General features: G+C 60.0%; 15 protein-coding genes and 2 riboswitches. Of the genes, 10 read left to right on the forward strand and 5 right to left on the reverse strand.

Features of this window, described 5'->3' with window-relative positions:
• Positions 1-40 precede the first annotated feature (40 nt).
• The 3 genes from AC1ENN_RS04015 to AC1ENN_RS04025 are packed head-to-tail and all read left to right on the forward strand — an operon-like array spanning position 41 to position 2,592.
• Positions 41-529 (forward strand): SOUL family heme-binding protein, encoded by a 489-nt coding sequence (locus AC1ENN_RS04015; RefSeq protein ID WP_480391875.1) that lies wholly within the window; start codon positions 41-43, stop codon positions 527-529.
• A 33-nt stretch (positions 530-562) separates the two neighbouring features.
• Positions 563-1,558: a Ppx/GppA phosphatase family protein gene (locus AC1ENN_RS04020; protein ID WP_480406726.1), complete on the forward strand. Its 996-nt coding sequence runs from the start codon at positions 563-565 to the stop codon at positions 1,556-1,558.
• Complete coding sequence (locus AC1ENN_RS04025; protein WP_449648663.1) at positions 1,555-2,592, forward strand: LLM class flavin-dependent oxidoreductase; 1,038 nt, start codon at positions 1,555-1,557, stop codon at positions 2,590-2,592. The genes AC1ENN_RS04020 and AC1ENN_RS04025 overlap by 4 nt, the downstream gene beginning before the upstream one ends.
• 148 nt (positions 2,593-2,740) lie before the next feature.
• Here AC1ENN_RS04025 and AC1ENN_RS04030 read toward each other — a convergent pair whose 3' ends face one another.
• Positions 2,741-3,850: a prenyltransferase/squalene oxidase repeat-containing protein gene (locus AC1ENN_RS04030; protein WP_449648662.1), complete on the reverse strand. Its 1,110-nt coding sequence runs from the start codon at positions 3,848-3,850 to the stop codon at positions 2,741-2,743.
• Here AC1ENN_RS04030 and AC1ENN_RS04035 point away from each other — a divergent pair.
• Positions 3,839-4,228: a PPOX class F420-dependent oxidoreductase gene (locus AC1ENN_RS04035; protein ID WP_480391878.1), complete on the forward strand. Its 390-nt coding sequence runs from the start codon at positions 3,839-3,841 to the stop codon at positions 4,226-4,228. The two genes, AC1ENN_RS04030 and AC1ENN_RS04035, sit on opposite strands and share 12 nt — an antisense overlap.
• A 296-nt stretch (positions 4,229-4,524) precedes the next feature.
• Positions 4,525-6,186, forward strand: coding sequence for a VWA domain-containing protein (locus tag AC1ENN_RS04040; protein WP_480406727.1), 1,662 nt, complete (start codon positions 4,525-4,527; stop codon positions 6,184-6,186).
• A gap of 89 nt (positions 6,187-6,275) precedes the next feature.
• On the opposite strand, the gene ctlX is transcribed toward AC1ENN_RS04040, so the two are convergent.
• A complete protein-coding gene (gene ctlX, locus AC1ENN_RS04045) occupies positions 6,276-7,268 on the reverse strand; it encodes a citrulline utilization hydrolase CtlX (protein ID WP_449648659.1) in 993 nt (330 codons plus the stop codon).
• Positions 7,269-7,275: 7 nt separating this feature from the next.
• Positions 7,276-8,307 (reverse strand): ornithine cyclodeaminase, encoded by a 1,032-nt coding sequence (locus tag AC1ENN_RS04050; protein ID WP_480391879.1) that lies wholly within the window; start codon positions 8,305-8,307, stop codon positions 7,276-7,278.
• Between the two features lie 130 nt (positions 8,308-8,437).
• Between AC1ENN_RS04050 and AC1ENN_RS04055 the strand changes: the two genes are divergently transcribed.
• The 5 genes from AC1ENN_RS04055 (at position 8,438) to AC1ENN_RS04075 (ending at position 15,722) form a co-directional block, all read left to right on the forward strand.
• Positions 8,438-8,869 carry an Lrp/AsnC family transcriptional regulator gene (locus AC1ENN_RS04055; RefSeq protein WP_449648657.1) on the forward strand — a complete coding sequence of 144 codons (432 nt, stop codon included), beginning with the start codon at positions 8,438-8,440 and terminating at the stop codon, positions 8,867-8,869.
• Between the two features lie 75 nt (positions 8,870-8,944).
• A riboswitch (glycine riboswitch) is annotated at positions 8,945-9,065 on the forward strand.
• Position 9,066: 1 nt separating this feature from the next.
• Positions 9,067-9,169, forward strand: a riboswitch (glycine riboswitch).
• Positions 9,170-9,203: 34 nt separating this feature from the next.
• The gene (gene gcvT / locus AC1ENN_RS04060) at positions 9,204-10,361 is read left to right on the forward strand and encodes a glycine cleavage system aminomethyltransferase GcvT (protein ID WP_480406728.1); all 1,158 of its coding nucleotides are present in this window, start codon (positions 9,204-9,206) and stop codon (positions 10,359-10,361) included.
• A gap of 2 nt (positions 10,362-10,363) precedes the next feature.
• Positions 10,364-10,735 (forward strand): glycine cleavage system protein GcvH, encoded by a 372-nt coding sequence (gene gcvH / locus AC1ENN_RS04065; protein ID WP_449648655.1) that lies wholly within the window; start codon positions 10,364-10,366, stop codon positions 10,733-10,735.
• Positions 10,735-13,659 (forward strand): aminomethyl-transferring glycine dehydrogenase, encoded by a 2,925-nt coding sequence (gene gcvP / locus AC1ENN_RS04070; RefSeq protein WP_480406729.1) that lies wholly within the window; start codon positions 10,735-10,737, stop codon positions 13,657-13,659. Before gcvH ends, gcvP begins: the two co-directional genes overlap by 1 nt.
• A 350-nt stretch (positions 13,660-14,009) precedes the next feature.
• Entirely contained in the window at positions 14,010-15,722 is a 1,713-nt protein-coding gene (locus AC1ENN_RS04075; RefSeq protein WP_449648653.1) for a VWA domain-containing protein, read from the forward strand.
• A gap of 41 nt (positions 15,723-15,763) precedes the next feature.
• Here AC1ENN_RS04075 and AC1ENN_RS04080 read toward each other — a convergent pair whose 3' ends face one another.
• Both AC1ENN_RS04080 and AC1ENN_RS04085 read right to left on the reverse strand, forming a co-directional pair.
• Positions 15,764-16,189, reverse strand: coding sequence for a VOC family protein (locus AC1ENN_RS04080; RefSeq protein ID WP_480406730.1), 426 nt, complete (start codon positions 16,187-16,189; stop codon positions 15,764-15,766).
• Between the two features lie 45 nt (positions 16,190-16,234).
• Positions 16,235-16,711, reverse strand: a complete 477-nt coding sequence (locus tag AC1ENN_RS04085; protein ID WP_480406731.1) for a GyrI-like domain-containing protein — start codon at positions 16,709-16,711, stop codon at positions 16,235-16,237.
• Positions 16,712-16,724 lie beyond the last annotated feature (13 nt).

Genomic DNA, 16,724 nt, shown 5'->3' on the forward strand with positions numbered 1-16,724 from the left:
GTCCCAGCTAGATGAAGGGCCGCAGGCGTAGGGTGACGGCATGACCGAAAAGCAGCCGTACACCCTCATCTCTGAGCATGATGGTTACGAAGTGCGGCTCTATCCCGCGCACATCCTTGCCCAGGTTGATGCCGATGGCTCATTCTTTGAGGCGGGAAATCAGGGCTTTCGTCCTCTCATCCGCTACATCAGCACGTCAAATATTTCGATGACGGCGCCGGTTATTCAAGCGCCGGGTGAAGCCAAGAGATACACCGTGAGTTTTGTGATGCCCGCCGGGGCAACGAGCGTTCCGGTCCCTCGCGACGCCACCGTGCGCACCGTTGATGTGCCCGAGCAGCGGGTCGCCGCTCGACGTTTTAGCGGCGGCTCGAACGAAGAAAAATACCAACAGAATGCGGATGCTCTGCTCGCCGCCCTCAAGCGTGACTGTCTTGCGCCCCTCGGCGCCGTCTATTTTGCTCGTTTTGACCCGCCGTGGAAGCCAGGCTTCCTCAAGCACAACGAAGCCCTCGTTGTCGTCCGCTAGCGACGCCACCACCCCGCCCTTCAGGAGCACATCATGACCCGTGTTGCCGCGATCGACTGCGGAACCAACTCAATCCGCCTCCTCATCGCCGACCTTGATGGGTTCGGCGGTCTGAGCGACGTCGTGCGCACCCTCGAAGTCGTGCGACTGGGGGAGGGCGTCGACCGCACCGGCCGCTTCAGCCCGGGTGCGCTCGACCGCACCCTCACGGCCGTACGCACCTACGCCGCGCTGTGCCGTGAGCATGGCGCTGAGCGCATCCGTTTCGTGGCAACATCTGCCACTCGGGATGCCGCCAACCGTGCCGAGTTCACCGACGCGGTCTTTGCGATTCTTGGCGTGCCGGTTGAAGTGATTCCCGGAACAGAAGAAGCCGCGCTGTCGTTCCGTGGCGCACTCACGGCGCTGCCCGCGTTCGGCCCCGACGACACCGCGCCAGCGCCGCAGCACTTCGTCGTCGACCTCGGCGGCGGTTCCACCGAACTCGTCCTCGGCGGCGACATCCCCGAAGCGGCATATTCGATGGATGTGGGCTGTGTGCGCCTCGCTGAACGCACCATCGTGAGCGACCCGCCTTCCGATTCTGAGCTCGCCGCCATCCACAGCGACGTCACCGCAGCCCTCGACATCGCCACCGCGACCGTCGACCTTTCGCAAGCGACGGAAGTCATCGGAGTCGCCGGCACCGTCACGACAATCACAGCGCACGCTCTCGGCCTCTCGAGCTACGACCCTGTCGCGATCAGCGGCAGTCGCCTTCCCCTCGCTGAGGTTCTTCGATCGTGCGAAGCTCTCACTCGCATGCCGCGCGCCGAACGCGCCGCCCTGCCCTACATGCACCCCGGTCGTGTCGACGTCATTGCGGCCGGTGCCGTCATTTGGGCCACCGTCCTGCAACGAGTGGCGGATGCCGCAGGCGCAGCCGGTCACCCGCTGGAGTGGATTACGACCAGCGAGCACGACATCCTCGACGGTGTCGCCCTCTCGCTGTGGAATAACGCCGACTCTGCACCTGTTCTGCCAGTATGACGAAAATTGGGTTCCTTTCCTTCGGACACTGGCAAGACGTTCAGGGGTCACGCACCCGCACCGGAGCTGACGCGTTGCTCCAGGCAGTGGAGCTCGCCGTTGCCGCAGAAGAAGTCGGAGTCGACGGTGCCTACTTCCGCGTGCATCACTTCGCGCGCCAGCATGCATCACCGTGGCCGTTGCTCTCCGCTGCCGCTGCGCGCACCAAAACAATCGAGCTCGGCACTGGTGTCATCGACATGCGTTACGAGAACCCGCTGGCGATGGCAGAACTCGCGGCGCAGGCAGACCTCATTGCCGCGGGGCGACTCCAGTTGGGCATTAGCCGAGGCTCACCCGAAACTGTGATCGATGGATGGCGCGCTTTCGGTTATGAACCGACAGCGGGAGAGAGCGATGCCGATATGGCTCGCACTCACACTGACCTGTTTCGTCGTGCGATCGCAGGCGCTGGGTTCGCCCCCGGCAACCCGCAGATGACGGGCACGAGCGCTCTTCAACCAATCCAGCCGCAGGCGCCAGGACTCAGCGAACGCATCTGGTGGGGTGCAGGCACCCGTGCCACCGCGATCTGGACGGCCGAGCAGGGCATGAACCTCATGAGTTCAACGCTCCTCACTGAAGACACAGGGGTTCCCTTTGACGAGCTTCAGGCTGAGCAGATCTCTCTGTTCCGGGACACTTGGGCGAGTGCCGGGCATGCCGGCGCGCCACGGGTTTCGGTGAGCCGCAGCATCCTGCCCATTATCGATGACGAGACCGAGTACTACTTTGGTGTTCAGGGGCAAGTCGAACAACGCGACCAAGTCGGAATGCTCGACGGCTCGCGCTCCCGCTTCGGCCGCTCCTACATCGGAGGTCCCGACGTGATCGCCGCTGAACTCGCGCGCGATGCAGCAGTGCAGGCCGCCGATACTCTGCTGGTTACCGTGCCCAACCAGCTCGGGGTCGAGTTCAACACTCGTATCCTCGAGGCCCTCGTGACGCACGTCATGCCCGTGGTCGACGCAAAGATTGCGCCCTCAATGGCCTAAGAATCCGATCTCCTTGTCGGCGTCGCCCTCCCCGAACGTAGTAATCGAATCGAATCGAATCGGGGAAGGGGGCACCTCCGACGGTAAGCGTCGGGATGCGCCGAGACTTGCCACTACTCGTGCGCGCCTCTCTTGGCCTGCGGTCGACTCAGGCTGCTTCGTTCGCATTCGTGCTGGCGACGGAAGCGGTGTCGATGCCAAAGCCCGTATCGCTGCTTCGTCCGCCCCGTGCTGCGGCGTTGCGCCCAAACCGCTCGAGCACGCGCAGCGCTCGCAGCGTATTCCAGCGGCTGGGCTTGCCGTCGCCGTCCTCCATTTCGAGGTGAACGCTCCCCGGGTGGGTGTTCTCGAGTAGCCACCGCCCGTCTTCGCCGCGTTTGCTTTCGACAAGCGCGAGTGCTTCATCCATCCGTGGATCATAAGCAGTTCCGGATGCCCGAAAGTAGTCGAGCGCGCGCAGCACGTCATAGTGCCATCGTGGGGGGAACGAGAATTGCAGCCATTTGTCATTGACAACATCACCGGTGCTGAGCCGGCGCATTAGGTGACGGTCTAGAAGATATTCGTGGCCCCGCCAGCGAGCAAGTGCTACCGCATCGTTGCCATCAACGGCGTCTTCATATTCGCGCAGGCCGTCAAGCACCGCGAGAGTGGTGTGAAAAGAGCTGCGTACCGAACCGTTTTCGGCTTCACAGTTCCACCCGCCATCTTCCATCTGTTCGCCAAGCAATCGTTCGACGATCCCCTCAACCCGCATGCCAAAGTAGGCACCGATTCCCACCGTGAGCCCGTTAATGCACGGCTCTACTTCGCCATCAAAGAATCGTGAACCGTCATACTCCCAACGACTGTTCTCGCGCACGCGCGCCACAGCGCCGCGAACGCGTGAGGCCGCCGGATCCACCCCGAGCTCACGCAGAAATTGGAGACTGAATGCGGTCGCCGTCCAGGGCTGCCCAGCCCCGTTGTAATGTTCGGGAAAGTAAGCTCCGCCTGCCCACTGACCGTCGGCGCCCTGAAGGTCGAGCACGCGGGAGGCCCATCCCGTCGTTGCAACCTTCGCTCGCTCTGATGCGACAACCTCGACCGGGGCATTAGCGAGATCTCGCAAAGTTTGCCACCGAATTGATGGGTCGGAGTCCAAGAGCCATGTCGTGACATCCATGGCGACACAGTACTCCTCAGCAGGCATCCAGCACAGGCCACCGCGGCGAATCGACATCAGAACTGCGGCAATAATGGAAGGATGACGCCCCACGAGCTTTCCACCCTCGCCAACGAGACGTACGTTTCGTTGACCACCTTTCGCAAGTCAGGGGATGCGGTGTCGACCCCGGTATGGATCGTCGCGGATGGCGACCGACTGCTCGTGACTACTGCACCTTCCTCAGGAAAAGTGAAGCGCATCCGCCACACGGATCGTGTTGAGCTGACTCCTTGCGATATGCGAGGCGCTGTCGCAGACGGCGCCGAAACCGTTATTGCCACCGCAGTTGTGCGCGATGATGCAGAAGCTCTAGAGGCGATGGATGCCGCTCTGCAGAAAAAGTACGGTGCCAAATACACGGCCATTCGGCTAGCGCAGAAAGTTCGGGGAACCGCAGGGCAGTCGGTGGCGGTCGAGTTGCGCGCCTAGGGTAACGGCTCGGGCGCAATAATTTTGCGCTACTAGTGACTATTTGTCGCGCCAAGGGATGTTTTGTCACTTTTCCGCGCAAAAACTGAAAATAACCTGTGGAGAGGCGATTTAGTGACGCGATTTTGTGTCACTATTGTGCATTACCTCTGAAAGGGGGTCAACTCTCGGTTCCCCCGAAACCGAGTGCACCCGTGATCGATGGAGTCCCCGTGTCCCGACCCCGCCACCGTTCAAGAACACTTAAATCTTGGCTCATTCGTATAAGCACGCCCGCATTGGCGACGCTGCTCACCTTGTCGCTCGCCAGCGGCGGCGCGATTGTGGCTCTCGCAGCGCAAAACAAGCTTGACGACTTTGTCGCCCAGACTTTCGGATGCTCCAACGCTACCGAGCTCATTGTTGTCGCCGATCCCACTATTTCGTCGACAGTCCAAACCGTTGCCAATGCTTTCAATTCAGAGCACATCGGCCAGTGCCTCTCTGCCAAGGTCGTGACGCAGCGTTCCGCTGACACTGCAGCCCTGCTTGCTTCGGGAACGTCAACCGGTGCCGACGCCTGGATTCCCGATTCGCCGGTGTGGCTCAATCGCGTGGAAAGCACTGCCACTTCACTCGGTCGCGAAGTCCCGGTAACTCAGGAGTGGGACTCGGTTGCATCGAGTCCTCTGGTGTTTGCGACTCCTGCGGTAAAGGTTGGCGAATTTGAGGCTGCAGAAGTCGGATGGTCGGCGGTACTTTCGGGCCGCTATCGCACTCTGCTACCCGACCCCGATAGCTCAGCCGCAAGCATGATCGCGCTCGCAACTCTCAACGATCTCGCTTCCGATGGTGATCCGGCCGATTTCGACCGAGCCCTCATCACTCTCGGTCGTTCCATTCCTGACTCCACTCAAGCGGCTTTCACCGAACTGCAAATTTCAGACTCGCGCATGGTTGCGTTGGCAACGGAGCGCGAAATTGTGGCGCACAATGCCTCCCATCCGGATGATCCGCTAGTGGCGCTGTATCCCGCTGAAGGCACGGCAGCCCTCACGTACCCTTTCGTACTCGTGGGAAACACAACGGTCTCGGAACTCGAATTGTCGCGCATGACAGAAGAGGAGCGTGCCACGATTGCAGAAGCAGAAACCACGAGGGCCTCGTTGCTTGAAGAGTTCGCCGAACTGGTCCGCGGGTCAGACGCGGTGCTCAACGCTGAAGGCTTCCGTGACAACGCCGGGGGAGGGGAGATTCTTGCTTCCGGTGTTATCGCCGCACCGACGGCAACCAAGTCGGTGGGAGACACCACCGAGCTCGTCTCGATCTTGCGCAACTGGAACGCACTCAACCTGCGCTCACGCATCCTGACGGTCGTCGACGTTTCTGGATCGATGCTCGAACGGGCTTGGGACGGGCAACGCCGCATCGAGATGTTCCAAAATGCTGCCGAAGATGCGTTCAGCACCCTTTCAGAAGACGACGAGCTCGGAATGTGGCTGTTCTCCAAAGAGCGCGTCGGAGCTGAGGATTGGGAAGATGTCGCCGGCATCCGCTCGATGAACGACCCCGAGCATGTCGAAAACCTGCAGGCGATCATCGACTCGCTACCCGCCCGCATCAATGGATACACCGGGCTCAATGACACTGTGCTCGCTGCCGTCACCCATGTGCGCGAAGAGTACAACGCCGACAAGGTCAACTCAGTGCTGCTCATTACAGATGGGCGCAACGAAGATGACAACGGCATCTCGCTGCAGAAACTTCTCGACAACCTCACCGCAATGATCGACAAAAACACCGACGAACCAGTGCCTGTCGTGCTCGTCGGAATCGGGCCAGACACCGACGTCGAAGCGATGCGCAAGATTGCGCAAGCCACCGGCGGAACGGCCTACCAAGCAAACAACCCCACCGAGCTCAGCAATGTGATGCTCGAGGCGTTGTCCCAACGCGACTGCCGCCCGAACTGCAGTTAGCGAAAACACAGAGCACTGCGTCGCCCTAGCGTCGCAGTGCTCTGTGGCCCGAGTCGACGACGGAGGGACCCGTCAGAGCCTCAGGTCGATCACGCGCCAGCCGTCGGTGCTGTTTCGGCAGAACCGGCGGCTGGAACGCCGGCAGCAACATCCGAAGCCATTCGTGAACGCCGATCCAAATGGATGCCAGCAACCATGCAACGCACCGACCCGCCAGCCAACTCGATCGTCGGAATATCCAAGGGCACAATCTGGCAGCTAGCCTCAATCACTGAACGTTGCGCAGCAGTAAGGCTCGACAACGCGCGCGTCGACAACGCCAAGATGCGCCCACTCGAGCCCTTGAGCTCTAGTGCGTTTCCGGCAAAGTTAGCGATCTGGTCTGCGGTCAGGTCGATGAGAGTGCGTCCCGGTGCCGTCAAGCGCTCCGCGATCTCCATCCGACGATCGCCAGAAGCAATCAAATCGAGACCGATCATCGCGAAATCCGTGGCAATACACATCATCACATTGGTGTGATAAATCGGCACCCCGTGGCTATCACGGGCCTCAAACATCATCGGTTCATAGCCGAATGAGGCGCAAAAGCGTTCCAGCGCGAGCGGATTCGCGCGGTGCGACTCCGCCGCATACGCAACCCGGTTGGTGTGGTCGATGACCATCGCACCGGTGCCCTCAAGGTAAATTCCGTCGTGCTCTAGACCGGAATAGTCGACAACATCTTGCACGCGAAAGTCGTGCTTGAGCATTTCGACGACATCGGTGCGACGCTCAGTGCGACGATTCGGTGCATACATGGGGTAGACCGCAACACGGCCGCCACTGTGCGTTGAAAACCAGTTATTGGGGAACACGCTATCGGGGCGCGTGCTCTCCGTGTCTTCGAACACGTGGATGTTGACACCAGCGTCGCGCAACGTCTCCGCCACCATCGTCGACTCGGCATACGCGGCGCGAGCAATCTCATCCGGAGTGCGGGTGGGATCGGTCGACTGGAATGCGTTGTCGCTCGCGGTCTGACTATTCGGTGTAAACAGATGCGGGCGAATGAGAACGGCGGCGGACGGCGCTTGAACGCTCACTGAGGGCCTACGCGGTCAGCGCTGGTGCGCGCGAGACGAGTGAGAACAGGTCCTTCGGATCGGCGGGATTGGCGATGAGATCTAGATCTGTCGCGTAATCGGTGCCGCGAACAGCATCGAAAACGTAGCGCAACGCTGAGAAGTCTTCGATCGCGAAACCAACAGAGTCGAAGAGGGTCACTTCGCTTGGCGAGGTGCGACCGGCAGCGCGGCCAGCCAAGACTTCCCACAGTTCGGTGATCGGCGAGTCTGCTTCGAGCTGCTGAATCTCACCCTCGATGCGGGTCTGCTCGGGGAACTCAACAAACACCGTTGCGTCGCGCACGATTGACGCTTCGAGCTCCGTCTTACCTGGGCAGTCGCCGCCGATTGCATTGAGGTGCATGCCCGGCTCGATCATGTCGGAGGTGAGAATTGTGGCATTCGCTTTGTCTGCCGTGCAGGTGGTGACGATGTCGGCGCCAGAAACGGCATCCGCTGCAGAGGTCGCGCGCACAATCTGGAAGCCGAGTGGTTCAAGGTTGCGGATGAACTTGTCGAGGGCAGCGGGATCGGTGTCCCAGATGCGCAACTCGGTGATACCAAAGGCTGCGCGGAATCCGAGTGCTTGGAATTCTGACTGGGTACCGGTGCCGATGAGGGCGAGCACTTGTGCGTCAGGGCGAGCAAGGGCGCGAGCGGCGAGTACCGATGTTGCCGCGGTACGCAACGCTGTGAGCAGCGTCATCTCTGAGAAGAATGTGGGATAACCGTTGTCAACTCGCGCGAGCATGCCGAGAGCGGTGACGGTCTGGAAGCCGTTTCCTGGGTTTGAGGGGTGGCCGTTAACGTACTTAAAGGCGTACGTTTCGCCGTCGCTTGTTGGCATGAGCTCGATAACGCCCTCTGCCGAATGAGCGGCAACGCGAGCGGACTTGTCGAACTGAGGCCACTTGGCATAATCCTGCTCAAGGTAGCTGACGATGCCCATAATGATTGGCTCGATTCCGGTGTCGGCAATCCAGCGCCCCATGTTGTTGACGTCTACATAGTGGACCATGTCACTCCCTTCGTTTCGGTGTTGCTGGTTCCCACGTTACGAATATGCACTATGCACACACAACAACCATTAGACGCGATTAGTTCACAACAACTGAGCAAAATTGAGAGCGCTATTGTACAATTTGCTCATGCCTCAATTGGATGATCTCGACCGACGTCTTCTCGCCGCCCTCAGGGCCGACGCGAGAGAGTCAATAGCGAGCCTGTCACGCCGACTTGGCGTCACGAGGGCAACCGTCACTAGTCGTATTGACCGCCTCGTTAGTGGTGGAACGGTACTCGGGTTCTCGGTTCGCATTCGCGAAGACCGGGACCCGTCGACTATTCGAGCAATATCGTTCATCGAGGTCGAGGGGCGGTCGACGGATGCCGTGATTCGCAAGCTGCGCGGAGTTCCCGAGATTCACGAACTCCACACCACAAATGGCGCCTGGGATCTCGTCGCTGACATCCGCACCGACAGCCTGAGTAACTTCGACAGAGTGCTGGCGAGCATGCGCAACGTTGACGGCGTCGTCAACAGTGAGACGAGTTTGCTGCTCAGCTCAGCGCTCCTCTAACCCTTTTGGCAGTGACAGAGGCGCGAGCATCCGCCCAGCATTGCTATGCTGAGCTAACAACTGAACATCGGGCCGCAACACGATGCGGGAGAGCCGGGCACACGGCGTTGGTCATCTTTCTGACTAGACGCCAGCACGGCACCGAAGGAGCAAGCCTCCCCGCCAATCTCTCAGGTTCATGTACCGCATCGCACTGGCCACTCTGGAAAGAGAACCTCGCATCACCATGAGGTTCCGCCGACGGTGAAAGCGCACTAGTTTGAAGGTGCGTGAAGCTCTCAGGCTCATCACAGAGGGGGAGTTCTATTCACTAGCCACGCGCCGGGAGAACTCCGTGACCGATGTATCAAATTCTGCAGCATCACCAGCTGAATCTTCACCTGCTGTCGTGAGGTATTCGCCGCTGAACAGCATTCATGAGCGGTTGGGTGCCACCTTCACCGACTTCGCCGGGTGGATGATGCCGGTGCGATACAGTTCAGACCTTGCCGAACACCATGCGGTGCGCACGGCAGCCGGCATTTTTGACATCTCTCACATGGCCGAAATTCATGTGCGTGGTGCCGATGCTGGTGCGTTTCTCGACTTCGCGCTCGCTGGCAAGCTTTCCGGCATCGCCTTGGCTCAGGCAAAATACAGTCTGCTGCTCAACGAGGCCGGCGGAATCATTGATGACCTCGTCACTTATCGTCTCGGTGATGATCACTTCTTGGTTGTCGCAAACGCGGGGAACCGTTTTGCCGCAGCGGTGGCACTTTCCGAGCGCGCTGCGGGCTTTGATGTTGCTGTCACCGATGAGAGTGACGATTACGCGCTCATCGCTGTGCAGGGCCCGGTTTCGCGGGCGATTCTCGAAGCGACTGCCGGTCTCACCGACTTCGCTACGCCGCTTGACGAACTCAAGTACTACCGCGAGACGGCCGCAACGTTCGCCGGCACCGACCTCATCATTGGTCGCACCGGTTACACCGGCGAAGACGGTTTCGAACTCTACATTCAGGTGGATGCCGCAGCCGACCTCTGGGCAGCGCTCACGGTCGCTGGCGAACCTCTCGGTCTCGTGCCCGCCGGCCTTGCGTGCCGAGACACTCTGCGCCTCGAAGCGGGCATGCCGCTGTACGGTCACGAGTTGAACCTCAGCACCTTCCCCGTTCAGGCTGGTCTTGGCCGTGTTGTTGCGCTCAGCAAGGATGGCGATTTTGTTGGCCGCACTGCAATCGAAGCAGGACCGGATGCCGGTGCTCGCGTTCTCGTCGGACTCACCGCCGAGGGCCGTCGTGCCGGTCGCGCAGACTATCTCATCTTCCACGGCGACACCGAGGTCGGAATCATTACCTCCGGTGCACTTTCGCCGACTCTGGGTCACCCGATCGCTATGGCCTACGTCGATCCCGACGTGAGCGAGATCGGCACCGAGCTTCACATTGATGTGCGGGGCAGTCGCATTGCTGCATCCGTTGTTTCCCTACCCTTCTATAAGAGAGAGGCCTGATCATGGCTGAGAAGAGCGAATTGCAGTACACCGCCGAGCACGAATGGGTGCTCGTTGATGGAAACGTTGCGACCATCGGCATCACCGATTTTGCCGCGGGCAAGCTCGGTGACATCGTCTTCGTCGACCTCCCCAAGGTGGGCGCCACCGTCGCTGAAGGCAAAATTGTCGGCGAAATTGAGTCAACGAAGTCGGTAGGTGAACTCTTCGCTCCCGTTACGGGAACCGTCGTTGAAGCCAACGACGCCGTCTCCGACAGCCCAGAACTCGTTAACAGCGACCCTTTCGGCGAAGGCTGGCTGGTCAAGATCGAATTCACCGAACTTCCGTCGATGCTCAGCCTCGACGAATACACCGCACTGACAGGCGAATAATGCCCAACCCTTACATCAGCGGCACTTTCGCCGACCGTCATATCGGCACGGATGCTGCCGCTCAGGCGAGCATGCTTGCCGCCGTCGGCTACGACAGCCTCGAAGCCCTTGTCGATGCCGCAGTTCCGCCAGCGATCCACCAGACCCCGGTCGTCAATTCCACGATCCCTACTCCGGCTTCGGAGCGGGAAGCGCTCGCCGAACTGCGTGCCCTCGGCAACGCGAACAAGGTGCGTCGCAGCATGATTGGTCTCGGTTACTACGACACCATTACGCCGGCCGTCATCAAGCGCAATGTGCTCGAAAATCCCAGCTGGTACACGGCGTACACGCCGTACCAGCCCGAGATTTCGCAGGGGCGCCTTGAAGCGTTGATTAACTTCCAGACCATGGTTGCTGATCTTGCTGGCATGACGACGACGAACGCCTCGATGCTCGATGAGGGCACTTCGGCTGTCGAGGGCATGCTGCTCGCTCGCCGTGCTACTCGCGTGGAATCGAACGTGTTTATCGTCGACGCTGACACTCTTCCTCAGACCAAGGCTCTGTTGGAGAATCGGGCGGAGGCTGTCGGTATCGAGCTTATTGAGCTTGACCTGGCAACGCTGGGAGCGAACCCTGAGCTACCGGAATGCTTCGGTGCGCTCATCCAGTACCCGGGCGCTAGCGGTCGTGTGTGGGATTCCAGCGAAGTTATTGCGGCGGTCAAGGCTCACGGCGGACTCGCTGTTGTTGCCGCAGACCTGCTCGCCCTCACGATTCTCACGTCGCCAGGTGAACTTGGTGCCGATGTTGCTGTCGGAACGACACAACGTTTCGGTGTTCCGATGGGCTTCGGTGGACCGCACGCCGGTTACATGTCGGTGCGCAAGGGGCTCGAACGTCAGCTTCCTGGGCGACTTGTTGGTGTGTCTCAGGATGCGGCTGGCGACCCCGCCTACCGTCTGTCGTTGCAAGCTCGGGAGCAGCACATCCGCCGCGAGAAGGCGACCTCCAACATTTGTACAGCTCAGGTGTTGCTCGCCGTTATGGCCTCGATGTACGCCGTTTATCACGGCCCCCAGGGCCTCAAGCGGATTGCCCAGCGCATCCACCACGACACGGCGAAGTTCGCAGCACGCTTGACCGCTGCGGGCTACACGGTCGAAAATGAGACGTTCTTCGACACCCTTTCGGTAACCAAGAAGGGGCAAGCACACGCAATTGCCGCCAAGGCGCTCGAGCTCGACATCCTTCTCTATGTTGTGGATGCCGACACCGTGCGTTTGAGCTTCGATGAAGTCTCGACACAGCCGTACGAGGGTATCTTCGCGTCGCAGAAGAACGACCTCGCGAAGGCGTTCGGGCTTGATGATGGCTTCTCCTACAGCCCAGAGGATGTCAGCATCCCCGACGCTCTTAACCGCACGAGCGAGTACCTCACCCACCCGGTATTCAACACGCACCGCTCGGAGACGAGCATGATGCGCTACCTCAAGTACCTCGCCGACAAGGACTATGCGCTCGACCGCGGCATGATCCCGTTGGGCTCGTGCACGATGAAGCTCAACGCGGCAAGCGAGATGGAAGCGGTGAGCTGGTCAGAGTTTGCGGGCATCCACCCCTTCGCACCCGCGGAAGATGTCTCCGGCTATCTCGTCATGATTTCGCACCTGGAATCGTGGCTTGCCGAAGTGACCGGCTACGACACCGCGTCGCTGCAGCCGAACGCTGGCAGCCAAGGCGAGCTTGCTGGCCTCCTCGCGATTCGGGGCTACCACCGAGCCAACGGCGACCTAGACCGCACAATCTGCCTCATCCCCTCGAGTGCACACGGCACGAACGCTGCCAGCGCAGTGCTCGCCGGAATGCGCGTCGTTGTGGTGGCCTGTGACGACCTCGGCAACGTTGACCTTGGAGACTTGCGTGCCAAGATCGCCGAGCACGCGAGTGAAATCGCTGCCCTCATGATCACCTACCCCTCGACTCACGGTGTGTACGAGCACGAAGTGCGTGAGATCACGCAGGCGGTGCACGACGCTGGTGGACAGGTTTACGTTGATGGTGCCAACCTCAACGCCCTGCTCGGTTATGCGCGGTTCGGTGACTTTGGCGGCGACGTCAGCCACCTCAACCTGCACAAGACCTTCTGCATCCCTCACGGTGGTGGCGGGCCAGGTGTTGGACCGGTTGTCGCGAAAGCGCACTTGGCCAAATTCTTGCCAGGACATCCGATGGCTCAGAGCCATCACCACCCTGCGTTTGACATGCAGACCGGCGAAGCTGGCCCGTATGTTCACGCTGGGGGAGCAATCAGCGCTGCACCCTATGGCAGCCCTAGCATTCTGCCGATCACGTGGGCCTATGTTCGCATGATGGGGTCGGAGGGCCTCAAGGCTGCAACGGGTGCCGCTGTGCTTTCGGCCAACTACATCGCAGTTCGCCTGCGGGAGCACTTCCCAGTGCTGTATGCCGGAGACAACGGACTTGTCGCTCACGAGTGCATTCTCGACCTACGTCCGCTCAAGGAAGCGACAGGAATCGACAATAACGACGTCGCAAAGCGCTTGATCGACTACGGCTTCCACGCCCCGACGATGTCGTTCCCGGTCTCGGGCACCCTCATGGTCGAGCCGACCGAGAGTGAAGACCTCGCTGAGCTCGATCGTTTCATCGACGCAATGATCGCGATCAAGGATGAAGCGGATGCCGTGGCGGCCGGAACGTGGCCGGCCGACGACAATCCTCTCGTCAATGCACCGCACACCGCGCAGTCTGCGGTGTCGAGCAATTGGCCGCATGCCTATTCGCGCGAGCAAGCGGTCTATCCGCTGACTTCGCTCGTGTCTGGCAAATATTGGCCACCGGTTGGTCGTGTCGACAACGCATACGGCGACCGAAACTTGGTCTGCTCGTGCCCGCCCATTGAGGCGTTCGCGCACTAAAAGTATTGGTCACGGTCTGTCTGCTAGTTCGCTAGTCGACGTGAGGCGCGTGCGGAATCGGTCCAGTCCGTTTCTGCATGCGCCTCACGCGGTTAATCCCTCGCTCGTGGAGCGTCGAGACGAAGGTTGGGCGACGCAAAAATGTGTCCCCCGAATGCGGGACACAGTGATCTACTGGGATCGCTTTGTGCGCGCGAAGATTTTCTCGTGATTTGCTGGATATTTTCTCGCTTCATGTTGTAGTGTCCGTCTGGTGTACGGCGTGAGGTCGACCCGACGACCTCCCTGCGCCGCTTCACCGACTGGAGACCCTCGTGACTAGCCGCCGGCATCGACACCGAAAGTCTTTCTTGGAGAGGCTTAAGCGACGCTGGTGGATGGTGCCGATCGTGCTGGTTTCCGTTGTGGCAGTGGCCGTTGCGGGAATCCAGTTTGGTGCTGTCGGGTGGCTCGGTAGCGCTTTCGGTTCGATCGCCGGGGGATGCAACGATAGGCGGTCAATCGTTGTTGCTGCGGATCCATCGATCGCGCCGGCGCTCACGATCATTGCGGCAGAGTTTGATGAGACTTCCGTCAACTGCACGACAACGGAGATTCGTTCCCTTGTCTCTGCGGACACTGCAGCACTCTTCGCTACTGGTGTTGCTGGAGACCTGGATGCGTGGGTTCCCGACTCGAGCGCTTGGCTCGATCGCGCAGCGACTACGGCGATTTCCTTAGGCCGTGCCGCACCAGAATTCGACACGTACGACAATATTGCGAGCACGCCTGTGGTGTTTGCTAGCTCAGCGTCACAGGTATCGGCCCTTGCCGAGACTCCGCTGTCGTGGGCGACCTTGCTATCTGGAACAGTAAGCACTCTGTTGCCCGATCCGGAGTCGTCGGCCGCAAGTCTCGCCGGGCTTGCTCAAGTGAAGTCGGTTTCGTCTGAGACTGATCCGCGACAGTTTGCCGGGGCGATGATCGCTATGGGCAAGACAATCCCATCTTCCGCAGAGGCCGCATTCGAGCTTGCCGCAGAGGCCACAGTTCCTACTGTTGTCGTGACAACGGAGCGCGATGTCGCAGCTCACAACTCGTCGTCGTCAGCAGCGCCGATAGTCGCGCTCTATCCGACAGATGGAACAGTCGAATTGACGTACCCCTTTGTCGTTGCGATCGGTGATTCCCAAGAGTCCGCCGGTGCAGCCGGTGACGGCGAGGATGCTGTTGCCGTTGATGAGAGCGCGCCGGTGACGGCGGGTGCTCCGAAGGAACTCCTCACCGCGCTGTCAGCGGCAGCGCGTTCTGCGGCTGACGTGCTCGCCGATGCGGGTTTCCGCGATGCTGATGGTGGGGGTGATTTGCGGATGGCCGGGGTTACAGAAACCTCAACCGCGGCTCAGCCGACCGCAAGCGCGGCAGTTCAGATTGAAATTCTGCGCGCGTGGAGTGTTCTCACTCTTCGTTCGCGGCTTCTCGTTGTGATTGATACCTCTGGTTCTATGCTCGATCCGGCAAACAATGGGCTTCGAAGAATTGACGTGTTCCAGCTCGCCGCAAGCGAGGCGCTGTCAAAGTTCTCTGGCGAGGCTGAACTCGGTGTGTGGGTTTTCTCGCAGAACCGTGTTGGCAGTCAAGACTGGGAAGATCTGTCGCCGATTGCTCCGCTCTCTGATCCCGCGCACGTGAAGCAGATCAACGGCGTTATTGCGTCGCTGCCGGATCGAATCTATGGATACACAGGCCTCTACGACACCATTCTGGCGGCGGTAAAGAGAGTCAAAGAAGATTACGATCCCTCGAAGGTCAACTCGGTTCTGCTCATCACCGATGGCTACAACGAGGATGACAACGGCATTGATCTGCAGACGCTTCTTGACAGTCTCAAGGCAATTGAAGATCCGACGAAGCCCGTCCCGGTGCTCCTGATCGGTTTTGGCCCAGACACTGACCTCGCATCCATGAAGACAATTGCGCAGTCAACGGGCGGAGCGGCCTATTCAGCCGCTGTTCCAGAGGATCTCGGCAAGGTGCTCGTGGATGCTCTCACCCAGCGTGCTTGTCGTCCGAACTGTTCGTAGCGTCAATTACCGGTGAGAGTTGCCGATCGAACGCGTGACGCTTAGCGAGTCTCGTTGTCGTCGCTAATGCTCACTAGCCAAGTAACTGAATAGCGATCAATGACCATGCCGAAGGTTCCGCCCCAGTCGGCAATGCTTCCGAGGGGCATGGTCACCTGGCCGCCGTCACACAGCTTCTCCCAATAGGCCTCTAGGGCCGCTTTTTCGCTGAGAAAGCCAGCGATGGAGATGGACATCGATCCGCCAGGGGAGTATTCCATGGCCTTGGGGGTGTCGGCCATCATCAGCGTAATTCCGGCGGGGGATTCGAGCTGGCCGTGCATGACCCACTCTTGTTCTTCGGGATCTTCGCTCGCGTTAAAGTCGGCAAAGGTGTGGATCTCGGTGGTGCCGCCGAAAACAGATTGATAGAACGCTAGCGCTTCGCGAGCGTTGTCCCTGAAGCTCACATAGGGATTGGACTTCATCGTCGTTCCTTCCTCGGGGAGTGCGGGCCTGAAGGGCGCGCAGCATTATGCACTCGCGAGTACGACCGGAAACTCCAGCCGGGTGCGCAATTGCGCCTCGGGAGCGTCATCGGGGCCATTGAGGTAGATCTCGCGTGGTGCTCCTGCATACGTGTGGCCGTGTTCGGAGAACCACGCGAAGACCATTTCGTAGGTGTCTTTTAGTCCGTCGTAGGAACCGACGTGAGTGACGGTCGCGACAACGCCGCCAGGGAGCTCGTGGCAACGCAGGGTCGGATGCTCAGCGAAAGCTTCGGCAACAGGAACACACACTTCGCACATCCACGCACGGTCCGGGTGCATCGCTTCGGTGTAGACGGCAATGACGGGGCCGGCCTCGGTCACGTGCGACTCGGTGACCTGAGCGAAGAGATTCTTGATCGCGGCAGTCATGTCGCGAGGCAATGTCTCCATGGTTGTGGAGAAATCCATCCCGGCCACTAGCCGGGTTGGCACGGTTTCAACAGCTATTTCCTGCGCCATGTTCGACACTTTA

This window comes from Rhodoglobus sp. G.S.23 (genome assembly GCF_056675935.1).

Bases quoted from the DNA above. Each gene is read 5' to 3' on its own strand.
- AC1ENN_RS04015 (WP_480391875.1), top strand. From the start codon at position 41: ATGACCGAAAAGCAGCCGTACACCCTCATCTCTGAGCATGATGGTTAC.
- gcvP (WP_480406729.1), top strand. From the start codon at position 10,735: ATGCCCAACCCTTACATCAGCGGCACTTTCGCCGACCGTCATATCGGC.
- AC1ENN_RS04025 (WP_449648663.1), top strand. From the start codon at position 1,555: ATGACGAAAATTGGGTTCCTTTCCTTCGGACACTGGCAAGACGTTCAG.
- AC1ENN_RS04035 (WP_480391878.1), top strand. From the start codon at position 3,839: ATGACGCCCCACGAGCTTTCCACCCTCGCCAACGAGACGTACGTTTCG.
- gcvH (WP_449648655.1), top strand. From the start codon at position 10,364: ATGGCTGAGAAGAGCGAATTGCAGTACACCGCCGAGCACGAATGGGTG.
- AC1ENN_RS04085 (WP_480406731.1), bottom strand. From the start codon at position 16,711: ATGGCGCAGGAAATAGCTGTTGAAACCGTGCCAACCCGGCTAGTGGCC.
- AC1ENN_RS04055 (WP_449648657.1), top strand. From the start codon at position 8,438: ATGCCTCAATTGGATGATCTCGACCGACGTCTTCTCGCCGCCCTCAGG.
- AC1ENN_RS04020 (WP_480406726.1), top strand. From the start codon at position 563: ATGACCCGTGTTGCCGCGATCGACTGCGGAACCAACTCAATCCGCCTC.
- AC1ENN_RS04050 (WP_480391879.1), bottom strand. From the start codon at position 8,307: ATGGTCCACTATGTAGACGTCAACAACATGGGGCGCTGGATTGCCGAC.
- AC1ENN_RS04080 (WP_480406730.1), bottom strand. From the start codon at position 16,189: ATGAAGTCCAATCCCTATGTGAGCTTCAGGGACAACGCTCGCGAAGCG.